Raw genomic sequence first — 15,494 nt, forward strand, 5'->3', positions numbered from 1 at the left:
GAATAGTTCAGTTAAACAGTGCATTAGCTTAAACGGCTCGCTTCAGGCACATGCGGTAACGGCTATCTGATGAAGCTGAAAACCCGTATTCCCTTAACACCGTTTAGTTTGTACGCTCATCTTAGACGGCTTGAAATACCATTTCAATTCTTATTGAAACGTTGTTTCAATTTTTAAGCATGTTATTTTCATTTTTGATATTCTGATCACGGTTAGGTACAGCGCATGAGGTTCTACAGAGGAATAACACACCACAGAAAGTAACGCCGCCCTGACAGACAACAACAATTCTGCTATTTCACTGGCAATTTGCGCCAGTAATCACATAAAATGAAACGATGTTTTGATAAATTACCAACTTGTTTTTGAACTTGACCGTTACATGGGTATACCCACAGATTTTCCGGCTACAACATGAAGCTGATGTAACAGGTAACCTGATGACTGAAGGGTATAAAACTGGAATTTTGAGGAGTTAATTATGGCTAAGGGCATGCAGATTAAACTTCAGTACGAGGTGTATACTGACCCCGATACCGGTGCAGAGATTACCCGGTTAACACCACCTGAAGTCACTTGCCACCGTAACTATTTTTACCAGAAATGCTTCACCAACGATGGCAACCGCTTACTCTTTGCTGGCGCTTTTGACGGTAACTGGAATTACTATTTACTGGATATTGGCAAATCGGTAGCTACCCAGTTAACTGAAGGTACGGGCGACAACACCTTTGGGGGCTTTCTATCACCTGATGATCAATTCCTCTATTATGTTAAAAATGAACGGGCACTGTTGCAGGTCAACCTGGACACACTGGCTGAGCGTGAAGTTTACCGTGTGCCGGAAGAGTGGGTAGGTTATGGTACCTGGGTTGCCAACAGTGACTGTACTAAACTCGTCGGTATCGAAATCGCGCAAAGTGACTGGGTACCACTGAATGACTGGAAAATTTTCCATGACTTCTTCCATAAAGGCCCACACTGCCGCCTGCTGCGCGTTGATTTAACAAGCGGCGAAAGCGCAGTCATTCATGAAGAGAAGAACTGGCTCGGTCACCCTATTTATCGCCCGTTTAACGATAAAACCGTGGCATTCTGCCATGAAGGCCCCCATGACCTGGTTGATGCCCGCATGTGGATGGTTAATGAAGACGGCAGCAATGTACGTAAAGTCAAAGAACATGCGCCAGGCGAAAGCTGCACACATGAATTTTGGGTGCCAAATGGATCTGCACTGGTTTATGTTTCCTACCTGAAAGGCAAACAGGTCCGTACAATTTTCAGCTACGACCCAGATACCGGTGCCAATGTTGCACTGATGCAGATGCCAGCATGTTCTCACCTGATGAGTAACTTTGATGGTACCCTGATGGTGGGTGATGGCTCAGGCACCCCCGTTGATGTAAAAGATACCAGCGGCTACACCATTGAAAATGATCCGTATTTATATGTGTTCGATGTAGCGAAAAAAGCCTGCTTCCGTGTTGCACGCCATGATACATCCTGGGACACCTTCGAGAACAGCCGCCAGGTTACCCACCCTCACCCGTCTTTTACACCAGACGACAAAGCCGTGCTATTCAGCTCAGATAAAGATGGCAAACCTGCACTGTATATCGCAAAACTCCCGCAACAACGCGAGTATTTACCTGCGTAATAACGCCTGTGTAACTGTTGTATTCTAAAATATGCACTGCCCTTGCCCCCATATTTATGGGGGCTTAGATTGATGAAAAAGAAGGAAAAAGCGTGGTTTTTCCTTCTTTTTAGTTAGCAGCCGAAAATCAATAAATTGATTTTCCTGTTTTTTTATTGGGTGACACCCTCTCGTTCTGTGCGGACATGAGGTTTGTCATCAGACTCTGCCCCCATATTTATGGGGGCTTTTTTATGTTCGCGGCCCACAAGCCGCGGTAAGTTGGATTCAATCCACCACCAGTTGAACGGGCAGAAGTCAGAAGTCAGAAGTCAGAAGTCAGAAGTCAGAAGTCAGAAGTCAGAAGTCAGAAGTCAGCATAAGAAAACAGACAGACAAATACTCACACAAACTCACAGCCATACTCAGCAAAAACATCAGCTAACTATTTATGCATTTAAAGGTTTTCATTAAATAAACTACAAAAAAAAGCACTCCCTGCGGAATGCTTACCTGAATACCCGGTATTACAATGTGGCGTCAAGAAAGTAAAGTCAGATGCTCTGTATCCTCAGTCTGCATTACAAGTTTATTAGTAATACCGGCATGACAGTCAATAGATTTAAAATGCGTACCTATCAGGAAAAAGGGTAATAACGCAACCTGGCATTTCCAACAAAGGAAATGTTTATTTCATGCATAATAGCACCACCTGTATTTCATGGCGCATTATGCATTTCAAAAAGAGAATATAGCAGCAGATAATTTATTACCTGCTGCCTGTTATCAGAAGGAATATGCAACCCCTACGCGGTAGCGAGTCTGGCGTTCATCCGTTTTCGAGCTACCGGAAATGTTGCCCAACTCAGCATATGGTGCCCAGTTTTTGTCCAGTTTATACGCGACTTTCAGGTTGTACTCTTCCGAATATTTATTGTTATTCGAGCGAATATTATGCTCACTGCGTGCGTACAGATAATTCAGCTCAGCGCGCCAGTCACCCAGAACATACCCCACCCAGACATCACCACGGTTTACCTTATCATCATCTTTATTGGCATTATCCGGATAACGCGTATATTCAAAGCGATAACGCGCAGCAACATACACCCCATTATCAAAGCTATATTGTGCGTGCAGGAAAGGCTTATAGGTTGATTTGCTGTCATTACTGTCAAGGTTCATACCAGGTGTCAGCGCAAAGTTCTTATTTGCACGCCAGCGCCAGCTGATTTGCTCTTCATGACCATTAGCAATGATATCGGTAAAAGGCTGGTCCTGATTGGTACCACCTGATTTCCATTTGGCTTCAACACTAAACCCAAAACCATTCGCAAAGCGGTGAGAAACAGAAACGCGGTCCGCATTACGGCCATCATCACGGTATTCATGACGCATATCTACCGTTACCGCAGAAGCCGCAAAACTTGCCCCACATAATACGACCAAACCCAGAGTTTTTCTTAACATGTTATATCCCAACTATTGAAAAACTGTTTCATTTTTATGGAATGTGATTTTATTTTTAAAAAAATACTATTTTAGTGATCCGTGTCAGAATTAATGACCAGTAAATTGAACCAATACCCTATTCGTGACATGAGTCATAATTTCTACTCAAAAAACAAACAAACCCCCTCTAAAAATCGCAACAAACAACCTTAAATGCATAAATGAAATAATATTTCAATTAAAAAATACGGATCGTTATCGCACTTTTTTAGTACAATTAAAAATACTTAGCTGGCTAATTTTCAGGTTTTCATATAAGGCGGGAAAGATACAAAGAGAAGCAATGCATGGCAGGTTTAAAAGCTAATATCTGGTAAATCTGTCATGCAATAGTGTGATGTCGAATTGCTACCACATACGATGAAGCGACAACAACCCGTGTTTTGTCAAAAAGGAATAATAATGAAAGCGTTGTGGTTTTCACTCCAGGAGTGTGGAATGGAAAAATAAAAGTATGAAGTATGAAAAAAACGTGTGAAGTATGAAATATTACGTAGCGTGATACAGGTAGTGCAATTGCTGTGAACACGCTAATTAAGCGAAAAAACAGACGTTATCAGTGTGCTGTGCCATCGAGAAATAACTGGCAACGACTGCCAGAGCCTTAGCGTTCTACTGCAAGTGCAACCCCCTGCCCCCCGCCAATACACAAGGTAGCCAGCCCTTTACGCGCTTCACGTTTCTTCATTTCATGCAGCAGAGAAACCAGAATGCGGCAGCCAGACGCGCCAATCGGGTGCCCCAGAGCCAAAGCCCCACCATTGACATTCACCTTACGGGTGTCCCACTCCAGGTGGCGGCTGACCGAGATCATTTGTGCAGCAAACGCTTCGTTGGCTTCAATGAGATCAAGTTCCTCCAGTGCCCAACCAGCCCTCTCAAGGCAACGCCGGGTAGCATGAACGGGAGCGATTCCCATAAATGCCGGGTCCACCCCGACGCTGGCAAACGCCTTGATGCGAGCCAAAACAGGTACACCTGATTGCTGTGCACATTCAGCACTCATCATCATAACAGCAGCGGCTCCATCATTAATTGACGATGCATTCCCTGCAGTCACGCTGCCCCGCACATCAAAAGCGGGTGAAAGTGCTGCCAGCAGCTCAGCACTGGACTGGCGCAACGGTTGTTCATCACTCTCGACCAGCGGCATTGTGCTGCCTGGCGCAGAACTGACTGGTACTATTTCGTCGCGAAAGCGCCCACCATGAATTGCTGATAATGCTTTTTGATACGAAGCCAAAGCCCAGTTATCCTGCTCCTGGCGGCTGATACCAAACTCACGCGCCAGGTTTTCTGCTGTAACACCTATATGATAATCATTAAAAGCATCCCACAGCCCGTCATGAACCAGGCTCTCCACCACCTGACCATTATCCAGACCACCTGCTGCTGATCCTTCCAGAAGTAGCTGAGGTGCCCGGCTCATATTTTCCTGTCCCCCCGCTATCACGACGTCCGCTTCACCACACTGAATCGCCTGGGTTGCGAGGTGTAATGCCTTCAGGCCCGAACCACAAACATCATTGATAGTAATGGCAGAAACAGTACAGGGCAGGCCACTTTTCAGGGCTGTTTGCCGGGCAGGATTTTGCCCGGCTCCGGCGGTGAGTACCTGCCCCATAATCACTTCATCCACCTGCCCGGCAGAAACACCACTGCGTGCCAGCAATGCCTTGACAACCAGGCTCCCCAGTTCAACAGCAGAGAGGTGAGATAATGCCCCCTGGTAACTGCCAATGGGTGTACGAACCGCACCAGTAATCACAACATCCCGCATAGCTGAACACTCCCTAAGTAAGATCCTGTTTTATGGTAAAGCAACAACTGCAGGTTATTTTTAAAATCTACGTAAAAAGTGAACAACATCACGATTACAAACAACCCCATTCCCTGGTCCTTTCAATGCTACCCGAGCACCATAAATCTTATTTCTGGTCAAAGAAAACCGTAATGTCTGCGTAACCGCCTCCATTTTATGAAGCAGCTCGCTTTTTCCGGGGCAATTCAGGCCGATGATTTTCTGAGAAAAGACACTAAAAACAGGCCAGTTTCAGGAGGACATCATGACGCAATTCACGGACATTCAGGCTTTTCGTAAGGATCTGACGAATGCGGTACTGTGCTGGCTGGCAACGGTTGATGCCAGCGGTGCCCCTAATGTCTCACCCAAAGAGATGTTTTCCTGGGATGGTAAGCAACAAATTGTGATTGCTGATATTGCCTCTGCCCGCTCTGTTGAGAATATCCGTCAGCAGAACAAGGTGTGCCTGAGTTTTATTGATGTGTTTCGCCAGAGAGGGTTCAAAATTACCGGAAATGCCAGCATTATACCGTCAGCTGATTCACGCTTTCCTGCAGTGGGGCGCGATGTTCTGGCACGCATCAAAGGTGAGTTCACAGTACAAAATCTTATCGTTGTGACGATTGAATCGGTTTCCCGTATCCTCGCTCCCAGCTACTTTACCTTGCCAGAGCGTAATGAAGAAGCGCATATCCGTCAGACACTGGAGTCTTACAGTGTGAACCGATTGCTTTATGGTAAATAGCTAAATTTCACTAAGAAACTCAATACGAAGTGGCAACCACCCGGTCAAAAACCGGGTGGCACAGTGTCAAAAATACTGTGGTCAAAATTTAGTGTGCATTATTATTCAACCCACCTCCCAAAGATTCCCACAGCGTAATACGGTTTTCAAAATCGGTTTGTTGCAGTGCAATTAACGATTCCTGAGCGGACCATAATGTCCGTTGCGCTGTCAGTACGGTGAGGTAGTCACCGCTACCTATTTGGTAACTTTTTTGCGCCAGTTCCAGCGTTTTCTGTGCCGCAGCCACATAGCCACGCTGGGCATCCATTTGTTCATCCAGGGTTTCACGGCGCGCCAGCGCGTCCGCCACATCTTTGAATGCACTCTGAATCGTTTTCTGGTAAGTCGCCACCAGACCTTTTTTCTCAGCCTCAGCGTAGTGCAATTGAGCCAGGTTCTTGCCTCCACTGAAAACAGGCAGACTAATCGATGGCGCAAAACTCCACACTTTCAGCCCATGGTTGAACAACCCGGACAGGCTGTCACTGCCCACACCAGCACTGGATGTCAGCGAAATAGTGGGGAAAAAATTGGCTCTGGCGGCACCAATATCGGCGTTGGCGCTCAGCAGGTTATGTTCGGCCTCCTGCACATCCGGGCGGCGTAACAGGACCGTTGAAGAGACGCCTGCAGGCACCAGTTCAATGCTGTTGTTGGCAAGCTTACTCAGCTCATCAGGCAATAGCGTGTCCGGTACCGGTTCACCAACCAACAAATCCAGTGCATTTTTATCCTGCATCACCAGTGTTTTGTAACTGGCAACGCTGGCACGGGCTTCCTGCCACACTTCCTGTGCTTCGGAAACATCCGTTGCCGCAGCCGTGCCAACGTCATGTTGTTTGCGGGTAATTGCCAGTGATTTTGCCGCACTGTCCATGGTGCTTTGCGCTAATGCCAGGTTGCTCTTATCTGCTGCCAGAGTAATCCAGGCCGTTGTGGTTTCAGAGATCAAGGTCAGCCGGGTATCTTGCGCTGTGTATTTACTGGCAAGCCAGGTTTCTTTTTCCGCCCGGCTCAGGCTCTGGTTATAACCGAATAAATCCAGTTCAAAGCTCGAAACCGTTCCTTCCGCACTGGCGCTGGTAGACACACCATTACTTGTCGTCCGGCTGCGGGTCACATCAAGCCCCGCATCCAGTGAAGGGAAAAGTGACGCACGTTGTTCAACATACAGAGCACGAGCAGCGTCGATATCGGTAATGGCTTTCTGTAAATCGCGGTTGCTGGCAAGGGCACGCTCCACCACCTGTTTCAGCCGCGGGTCATTCACGATATGCTGCCAGTCTTTCAACACCACTGGTGCTGCGCCATGCTGGCTGGCTCCCGGCCAGGTGCCGGGCACCGCAGATGCCGGGCGTTGATATTTCGGGTCCAGTGAAATACACCCGGCTAACAACAACGATAAAGCGATAACGGTAATTCGCGGTAACATGGGTTACTCCTGAACGGAACGGCGGCTGGCAAACAAGTGTTTCACCAGCACAAAGAACAAAGGCACAAAGAAGATAGCCAGTAACGTTGCGGTCAGTGTTCCGCCAATAATACCGGTTCCGATTGCAATACGGCTGTTCGCCCCGGCACCGGTTGCTATCGCCAGCGGGAAGACCCCGGCAATAAAGGCCAGTGACGTCATCATAATCGGGCGTAAACGGGTGCGGGCTGCCTGAATAGCTGCTGCACTCAATGACATTCCTCGTTTCACTCCGGCTTCAGCAAACTCCACTATCAAAATGGCGTTTTTCGATGACAGCCCGATGGTCGTCAGCAACCCTACCTGGAAGTAGACATCGTTATCCAGGCCACGCAGCGTTGCTGCCAGAGTGGCGCCCAGTACTCCCAATGGAATCACCAGGATGACAGAAAATGGCACAGACCAGCTCTCGTACAATGCCGCCAGACACAGGAACACCACCAGAATAGAAATGGCATACAAACTGGTTGCCTGCCCACCAGCCATTTGTTGCTGTAATGACAACCCACTCCATGCCCAGGTGGACCCTTTCGGCAATTTATTCGCCAGCTCGGCTATTTTGTCCATTGCTGCACCAGAACTGTAACCGGGGCTGTTATCCCCCTGGATTTCATACGCAGCATTACCGTTATAACGCACCAGAGCTTCCGGCCCGTAAGTCCAGTGAGTGGTAGCGAAGGCTGAAAACGGCGTCATGGTGTCACTGCTGTTGCGTACATACCATTTGTTGAGGTCAGACGGTTTGGAGCGGAACTGTTTATCCCCTTCGATATACACTTCTTTGACGCGTCCACGGTCAATAAAGTCGTTTACGTAGGTACCGCCCCAGGCGCTGGACAATGTATCTGTCACATCACTGAGTGTCAGCCCCAGAGCAACTGCTTTATTGTTGTCGATATCAACCTGCAACTGAGGCATATCCGGCAACTCATTAGCGCGTACAGAGGACAATTCAGGGCTCTTATTCGCTTCACTGATAAGCGTATCGCGCAGTTTCGCCAGTTCAGTGCGGTCGGTACTACCAGATGCCATCAGTTCAAAGGTAAAACCACTACTTTGCCCCATCCCGGAGACAGACGGAGGCACCATCGCAAAGACATGCGCATCACGCAGTCTGGAGAGATCATGCATCGCTCGCAGAGCAATGCTGCTGGAAGTGTTTTCTGCACCTTTACGCTGGTCCCAGTTTTTTAATGCCACAAAGGCCATACCCGTGTTCTCACCGCTACCAGCAAAACTAAACCCGGTAATGGTGAAGATAACATCGGTATTGGCCCTTTCCTGGTGTAAAAACCAGTCGCTCACTGCTTTGTTAACCTGGTCAGTACGGTGCGCGCTGGCCCCTGAAGGCAATGTATACTGCACCATCACCTGTCCCTGGTCTTCAACGGGTAAAAAACCGCCCGGAAGATGCAGCAACAGAAAGCCCATCGCGCCTGCCAGCACGACATACACCACGGCCAGGCGCAGGGGTTTACGCAACACACCCAGTACGCGGTGGCGGTATTTACCTTCAGTTGACTGGTAAAAGCGGTTAAAACCGGCAAAGAAGCCTTTCGAATGCGGGCGGCTGTGTTGCAGGATACTGCCGCATAGCGCCGGTGTCAGCGTCAACGCAACCACTACCGAAAGCACCATGGCAGAAATAATAGTGACAGAAAACTGGCGGTAAATGACCCCAGTCGCACCACCAAAAAACGCCATAGGCAAGAAGACGGCAGACAACACCAGAGCAATCGCTACCAGCGCACCAGAAATTTCCCCCATGGATTTTTCTGTTGCCGCTTTCGGCGAAAGCCCCTCCTCACGCATTATTCGCTCGACGTTTTCCACTACAACAATGGCATCATCCACCAGCAACCCGATGGCGAGCACCATCCCAAACAGAGTCAGGGTGTTGATAGAGTAACCAAATATGGCCAGCACACCGAAGGTACCCAGCAAAACTACCGGCACAGCGATCGCAGGAATCAGCGTTGCGCGGAAGTTTTGCAAAAACAGGTACATAACAGCAACCACCAGAATGATGGCTTCAAACAGGGTTTCCACCACATCATGAATGGACAGGCGAATAAACTCAGTGCTGTCTTTCGGGTATGCAACTGCATAACCTTCCGGCATATTGCGCTGGTATTCCTGTATTTTGGCCTTCACCAGCGCTGCGGTATTCAGTGCGTTAGCGCCAGGTGCCAGCATAACTGCCACACCAGCGGCCGGGTGGCCATTCAGCCGCGCCTGAGCGGTATAATCTTCACTGCCCATTTCCACCCGGGCAATGTCTTTTATTCGCACCACCGAGCCATCTGACTCGCTTTTCACAATAATATTGCGGAATTGCTCTGGTGTTTGCAGACGAGACTGGGCGCGTACAGTCGCGGTAAATTGCTGGCTGTCTGCAGAAGGCATGCTGCCGATTTTCCCGGCAGTAACCTGAACGTTCTGCGCTTTAATTGCCGTTTCGACATCGGACGGCATCAATGAGTAAGCAGCCAGTTTTGCCGGGTCCAGCCAAATACGCATAGCATATTCCGCACCGAATACCTGCACACTCCCGACACCATTAAGCCGTGACAACGGGTCCTGCAGGTTGCTGACCAGCCAGTCCGAAACATCAGAGCTACTGGCTTTGTCGGTTTTATCATAGACCGCAGCAATCATCAGGAAGTCACTTTGGGTCTTGGTTACGGTTATCCCTTGTTCCTGGACTTCCGTTGGCAAGCGCGACTCAGCCTGTTGTACTTTATTTTGTACCTGCACCTGTGCTGTATCCGGGTTCGTTCCCTGAGCAAAGGTCACGGTAATTTTCACACTACCATCGGAACTACTGGTGGATGAAAAATAGAGCAGGTTATCCAGCCCGGTCAGTTGCTGCTCAATAACTTTGGTAACACTGTTTTCCAGTGTATCGGCAGATGCTCCGGTATAGGTGGCTTTAATTTGCACGGAAGGAGGCGCAACATCCGGATATTGCGCAACCGGTAATGTCCGAATGGCAATGGCGCCTGCCATCATAATTAAGATGGCTATCACCCAGGCAAATACCGGGCGATTAACAAAGAAACGTGAAAACATCAGTTCGCCTCTCCGCTCAGTTTCACTTCAACTGGTTTGACGGTTTGGCCCGATGTCACTTTATCACTGCCTTCCACCACAATCCGGTCACCTGATTTCAGTCCACTCAACACCACCCAGTTGGTACCATCAGCCTCGCCAGTTTTAAGCGTACGCAATTCCACTTTGTTATTGGCATCGACTACATAGGCTGTGGCTTCACCTTTCGGATCACGGCCAATCCCTTTTTGCGGTGCGAGAATGGCATTCTCAACAACACCTTCATCAATACTTGCGCGCACAAACATGCCGGGGAGTAAAATATGCTGAGGGTTAGGGAAGACTGCACGCAGCGTAACTGAGCCAGTCGAGGTATCCACTGCCACTTCAGTAAGTTCAAGGTGCCCTTTCAGCGGATAAGTGCTGCCATCTTCCAAAGTAAGTGTCACGTCAAACGTATTGCTGTTTTGCGCCAGCGCCTCTTTACGCAGGCGTAGCAAATCCGCACTGGAGCGCGTCAGGTCAACATACATCTTGTCAAGGCTGTAAATCGTAGTCAGTGCGGTGGTCTGAGAAGCACTGACCAGTGCGCCGGGTGTAACCGACGAAATACCAATTCGCCCGCTAATTGGCGCAGTGACTGTTGTCCAGTTCAGGTCAATGCGAGCCGCTTCTGCCGCTGCTTTTTTCTCTTCAAGCGTTGCTTTATCCACACCACAGGTTGCCACTGCGTCATCTGCATCCTGCTTTGATACCCCGTCAACTTTCACCAGTTGCGAATAACGGCGTGCTTTTTGGCAATCGCCCATCATTTGCGCCTGTGCTGTTTTTTGCGCCGCAATAGCTTCATCATAAGCCGCACGATAGCTGGACGGGTCTATCTGGTATAACGCCTGCCCGGCTTTGACGTCCTGGCCTTCGGTAAACAATCTTTTCTCAATAATGCCGCCAACCTGAGGGCGCACTTCGGCACTAAGCGTCGCGGTAGTCCGCCCGGTCAGTTCGCTTTTCAGGGTGTAAGGCTGTTGTTGTAAAGTGACCACTCCCACTTCGGTTACTGTGGAGGGTCTACTGGCGTTATCCTTGTTATCACATCCGAACAATAAACATACGGATAAAAGGTAAATACCACGAATTTTCATAATTCCTCTAACTCACACCCAAAGGCGCAAACAGCAAAAAGGAACCCTATTGAAAATCAGATAAATCAAATCATTAAACCGGCCTTCGCCAGCTCTGCTGGCACAATACCAGCAGAGAAAATCCCGTTCAGGGAAGAAATATTATTCAGCAAAGGGGTTTTCCCCGCTGTTATAAAATAGCCATTACGTAGAGTGCGTCTTTGTCGTGACAACTGCGTACCCGCAGCCAGGAAAAACTACCTGTAGATCAACAAATAGCTACTTACGAAATAATTACCTGCTTTGGTTTTCAGGGATAGCCAGCAATAACGCCATCACCAAGACTATTCTCATCTTATTTATTTTCACGATGCTGCTAATTATGAGAATTTTCATTCTCATTTTGTAGCTATTTGTGCCAATTCATAAAATGTCACGTTCCGGTACTTTTTACTGACAGAGACTTCAGAATATCTCGCATTTAACTTCATACTTTCTGCCATATTGTCGTTACAGGGGGTGTTAACAAACGAAAAGAGACATTTCAGTACCTGAGAGATGGGTTAAGGTATACGTATCAGTAACAGTCAACAAGCCTTACCCGGCGCAATACCGGGTAAGAGGGACGGCAGGAAAAATAAGCAAATGGCATTAGCAGTTTTCAAAACCCGGACAGCACAATTTTGCCTTTTGCCCGGCCACTTTCCAGCATGGCATGCGCCCGGCGTAAGTTTGCCGCACTCATCACCCCGTAATGTTCGCCCACCGTTGTATTCAGTGTTCCGGCATCAATAAGGTGGCTGACATGGTCAAGGATTTCATGCTGGCGAATACGGTCCGGTGTGGCAAACATGGAACGTGTGAACATGAGCTCCCAGTGCAAAGAAATTGCTTTCTTTTTTAACGGCATAACATCAAGAGTGGCCGGGTCATCAATTACCCCGAAACGCCCCTGTGGCGCCAGCACATCAACGCTATCAGCAAAATGCTGCTCTGTGTGGGTGAGGCTTGCGACATAGCGCACAGACTCAATCCCGGCTTGCTGTAAGCCTTCACGCAATGGTCGGCTATGGTCAATAACATGATGTGCGCCAAAACTTTTTACCCACTCCACTGTTTCCGGGCGGGAAGCTGTACCAATCACCGTCAGGTTGGTCAGCTTTCTTGCCAGTTGGGTCAGCATGGTGCCCACACCACCAGCTGCGCCAATAATCAACAACGCTGCGTGTTCATCTTTTGCCGCATTAAGTCTGTCAAACAACAGTTCCCATGCTGTAAGTGATGTTAAAGGTAATGCTGCAGCATCTGCCACACTCAGCGAAGCCGGTTTGTGCCCGGCGATAAATTCATCCACCAGCCCATATTCGGCATACGCCCCCGGGCGGGTAATATCACCTGCGTAATATACTTCATCACCCGGTTTAAACAGGGTTACGGCTTCACCCACCGCATCAACGATACCAACGGCATCCCAGCCAAGAATACGCGGCTCAGCCACGGCTGCACTCTGGCGAACTTTCATATCTACCGGGTTGACCGCAATCGCCTGGATTTTTACCCGCAGATCATGGGGACCAGGCACTGGCATGGGGAGTTCTGTTTCATATAACGCCTGTTCATCGGTAATCGGTAAACCGTGCTGGCTATAAACAATCGCTTTCACAACCTGCCTCCTGTTTGTGGCAAAGGGCAATTAACATCTCAATTAAAGTTAGTTAACGCAGTCTACGCCTGGCAGATAACCAGAAAAATTAGCTAAAATGAGCAACACTTTCACTCCTGGAGTGTAAATCGAATCAGTTGTGAGAGGCCGCCTGTGATTCGTCTTGAAGATGTTCATTTGTTTATTCGTTCAGCGCTGCTTGGCAGTTTTTCCGCCGCGGCTCGCGAAGCCAGCCTGTTGCCAGCTCAGGTCAGTGCAGCCATTCGCCGCCTGGAAAGGGATTTGGACACTCGCCTGTTTGCCCGCTCCACCCGCAGCCTGCGCCTGACCGCTGAGGGTGAGAAATACTTGCCCTTTGCACGGGAGATGCTCAGCGCAATGCAGGCTGGCGCTGAAAGTCTGCGTACCAGCGAGCAGGATTTCCAGGGAGAATTAAAAATAGCGATGCCCTCCGATGTGGGGCGTAATGTGCTGCTTCCGGTTATTACTGATTTTTGCCGGAGCCACCCGCGTATCAGCCTGCGTTTATTTCTATCCGACCACGTCAGCGATATCTTCCGTGACCCGGTGGATATTGCCATTCGCTATGGTGTACTGAACAACCGTGATTATGTTGCTCTGCCGCTTGCCCCGGAGAATCGCCGGGTACTGGTTGCGTCACCAGCATACCTTGATGAACACGGCAGGCCTGAATCACTGGAAGATATCCTTCACCACCCATGTCTGGCATTTACGCTCAACAACACATTTGTTGATAAATGGTCATTTCCGGTGAACGGAGCAGTGCAGGAACTGCCAGTGGCAGCCAGGTTGCTTTGTGATGATGCCGATGTGGCCCGGCGCTGGGCAATTGAAGGGATGGGTATCGTCTACAAATCATGGCTGGATGTTTGCCACGATGTCCAGAACAACAGGCTCGAAGTTGTTCTGCCAGACCAGGCTGGGGAAACCGCGCCGTTAAACCTGATTTGCCCGCATCGTAAACAGTTCTCCCCCGCAATCAGAACCCTGCACAGTAATCTGAAAGAGCATCTGGCGGCGATTACCAGGGCACTGGATCATTACAACGGCTTTGGTGAACAACACTAACACTTACCACCACACAACACAGGGTTAAGTGTGCCTGTGGGATTAAATCCAACGGCACAACCACCAATATTCCAGCCCCCGATTTTGTGCTGATAACTGTTTGACTCTGCAACATGGTTACATGATAATCGAAATAGTTATCATTAACATAAGCAAATAATAATTCATCTCAAAAAAGGGTGTAATCATGGATCTGCAGAACTCATCTTTTAAACGGCATTTCTCTCACCTGGCGCTGGCGGTAATGCTTGGCGGCATGGCATTTGCTACCCTGGCCGCAGATACTGTTTTGCGCAAACCTGTTGGTTTTGGGGAGTACGAAATTGTTTATAACCCAAATAACAATGCGGTATATGCAGCAACAATCAAGCAGCGCGGCGAGCCTGGCGGTGCTGTTTACCAGCTAAACGCTGCCACACTGGATACAACTCATATTATTGATACACCGAACAAAGCTTTTGGTGCAGCGCTGAACAGTAAAACCAATACTCTGTATTTCGGCGATACCTTTACCAGTGCCCTGATGGCAGTGGATGCCACGACAGGTAAAGTTGCTGGCATTCTGGCCCTGGTACCACAGGCCGCCGCGCAGGATAAAAAACCGGGTGCAGAAAAAAACCGCCCACCTGCGCCGCGTGAACTGGCAGTTGATGAAGCAACCAATACCATTTACGTTGGCGGTATTGGCCGCGCTGACAGTGTAATCTGGGTGGTGGATGGCAAAAACCTCACACTGAAACACACCATTACACACCTGGGTAAACTGAATACCGGGCTGGCGCTGGACAGCCAGACCAGGCGCCTGTACACCACCAACGCAGATGGCGAGTTGATTATTATCGACACAACCAACAACAAGGTTCTGGAACGCCATAAAATTGTTGATGATGGCAAAGACCATATGCTGCTGAATATCAGTCTGGATACCCAGGGCCAGCGCGCCTTTATTTCTGATGGCAAACAACCTGGCTTATTTGTGGTGGATCTGAAAACCAATAAAGTGGTTAACCATATCGCCACACCAACGTCTGTAGCCGTGCTGTTTAACGCGAAGCGTGACGAAATTTATGCCACACACCGCACAGACGGCTCAGTCAGCATTATCGATGGCAAAACCCTGGCGGTAACCAAAACCATTAAGTTACCGGTTCATCCAAACAGCCTGGCTGTTTCACCAGAGGGTAATACGCTGTATGTCACGGTTAAGCAGGAAGCAACCCGCACCAAACCAGCAACCGCTCCAGATGATATTGTCCGCATCGCACTGAATTAATTCGCACAGGCAATGCCCGCCAGGGTATTGCCTGTTGTATTCAATGCCCACCAACTACAGAACACACTGCAGTGACAACGGCTCACA

10 protein-coding genes are annotated in these 15,494 nt (G+C 48.9%); 4 read left to right on the forward strand and 6 right to left on the reverse strand.

Going from position 1 to position 15,494, the window contains the following annotated elements; genetic code table 11:
* Positions 1-481: 481 nt before the first annotated feature.
* Positions 482-1,657 (forward strand): oligogalacturonate lyase family protein, encoded by a 1,176-nt coding sequence (locus MPHASIOC01_RS16390; protein WP_353612928.1) that lies wholly within the window; start codon positions 482-484, stop codon positions 1,655-1,657.
* Positions 1,658-2,422: 765 nt separating this feature from the next.
* Here the strand turns inward: MPHASIOC01_RS16390 and MPHASIOC01_RS16395 are convergent.
* Positions 2,423-3,106 carry a porin gene (locus MPHASIOC01_RS16395; protein ID WP_064601156.1) on the reverse strand — a complete coding sequence of 228 codons (684 nt, stop codon included), beginning with the start codon at positions 3,104-3,106 and terminating at the stop codon, positions 2,423-2,425.
* Positions 3,107-3,752: 646 nt separating this feature from the next.
* Positions 3,753-4,928: an acetyl-CoA C-acetyltransferase gene (locus MPHASIOC01_RS16400; RefSeq protein WP_064601158.1), complete on the reverse strand. Its 1,176-nt coding sequence runs from the start codon at positions 4,926-4,928 to the stop codon at positions 3,753-3,755.
* 286 nt (positions 4,929-5,214) lie between these two features.
* On the opposite strand from MPHASIOC01_RS16400, the gene MPHASIOC01_RS16405 reads away from it, so the two are divergent.
* Positions 5,215-5,697 (forward strand): pyridoxamine 5'-phosphate oxidase family protein, encoded by a 483-nt coding sequence (locus MPHASIOC01_RS16405; protein ID WP_064601160.1) that lies wholly within the window; start codon positions 5,215-5,217, stop codon positions 5,695-5,697.
* Between the two features lie 88 nt (positions 5,698-5,785).
* On the opposite strand, the gene MPHASIOC01_RS16410 is transcribed toward MPHASIOC01_RS16405, so the two are convergent.
* The 4 genes from MPHASIOC01_RS16410 to MPHASIOC01_RS16425 all read right to left on the reverse strand — a co-directional run bounded on the left by MPHASIOC01_RS16410 (position 5,786) and on the right by MPHASIOC01_RS16425 (position 13,045).
* Positions 5,786-7,171 (reverse strand): efflux transporter outer membrane subunit, encoded by a 1,386-nt coding sequence (locus tag MPHASIOC01_RS16410; protein ID WP_064601161.1) that lies wholly within the window; start codon positions 7,169-7,171, stop codon positions 5,786-5,788.
* A 3-nt stretch (positions 7,172-7,174) separates the two neighbouring features.
* Entirely contained in the window at positions 7,175-10,282 is a 3,108-nt protein-coding gene (locus MPHASIOC01_RS16415; protein ID WP_064601162.1) for an efflux RND transporter permease subunit, read from the reverse strand.
* On the reverse strand, positions 10,282-11,403 hold the full coding sequence (locus tag MPHASIOC01_RS16420; RefSeq protein WP_064601163.1) for an efflux RND transporter periplasmic adaptor subunit: 1,122 nt from the start codon (positions 11,401-11,403) through the stop codon (positions 10,282-10,284). Before MPHASIOC01_RS16420 ends, MPHASIOC01_RS16415 begins: the two co-directional genes overlap by 1 nt.
* A gap of 640 nt (positions 11,404-12,043) precedes the next feature.
* Positions 12,044-13,045, reverse strand: a complete 1,002-nt coding sequence (locus MPHASIOC01_RS16425; protein WP_353612929.1) for a zinc-binding alcohol dehydrogenase family protein — start codon at positions 13,043-13,045, stop codon at positions 12,044-12,046.
* Positions 13,046-13,198: 153 nt separating this feature from the next.
* On the opposite strand from MPHASIOC01_RS16425, the gene MPHASIOC01_RS16430 reads away from it, so the two are divergent.
* Together MPHASIOC01_RS16430 and MPHASIOC01_RS16435 are read left to right on the forward strand one after the other, a co-directional pair.
* Positions 13,199-14,134 carry a LysR family transcriptional regulator gene (locus tag MPHASIOC01_RS16430; protein ID WP_353612930.1) on the forward strand — a complete coding sequence of 312 codons (936 nt, stop codon included), beginning with the start codon at positions 13,199-13,201 and terminating at the stop codon, positions 14,132-14,134.
* Positions 14,135-14,321: 187 nt separating this feature from the next.
* The gene (locus MPHASIOC01_RS16435) at positions 14,322-15,407 is read left to right on the forward strand and encodes a YncE family protein (protein WP_353612931.1); all 1,086 of its coding nucleotides are present in this window, start codon (positions 14,322-14,324) and stop codon (positions 15,405-15,407) included.
* Positions 15,408-15,494: the final 87 nt, after the last annotated feature.

The sequence above is a fragment of the Mangrovibacter phragmitis genome (assembly GCF_040429585.1).
Taxonomy (GTDB): Bacteria; Pseudomonadota; Gammaproteobacteria; order Enterobacterales; family Enterobacteriaceae; genus Mangrovibacter; species Mangrovibacter phragmitis.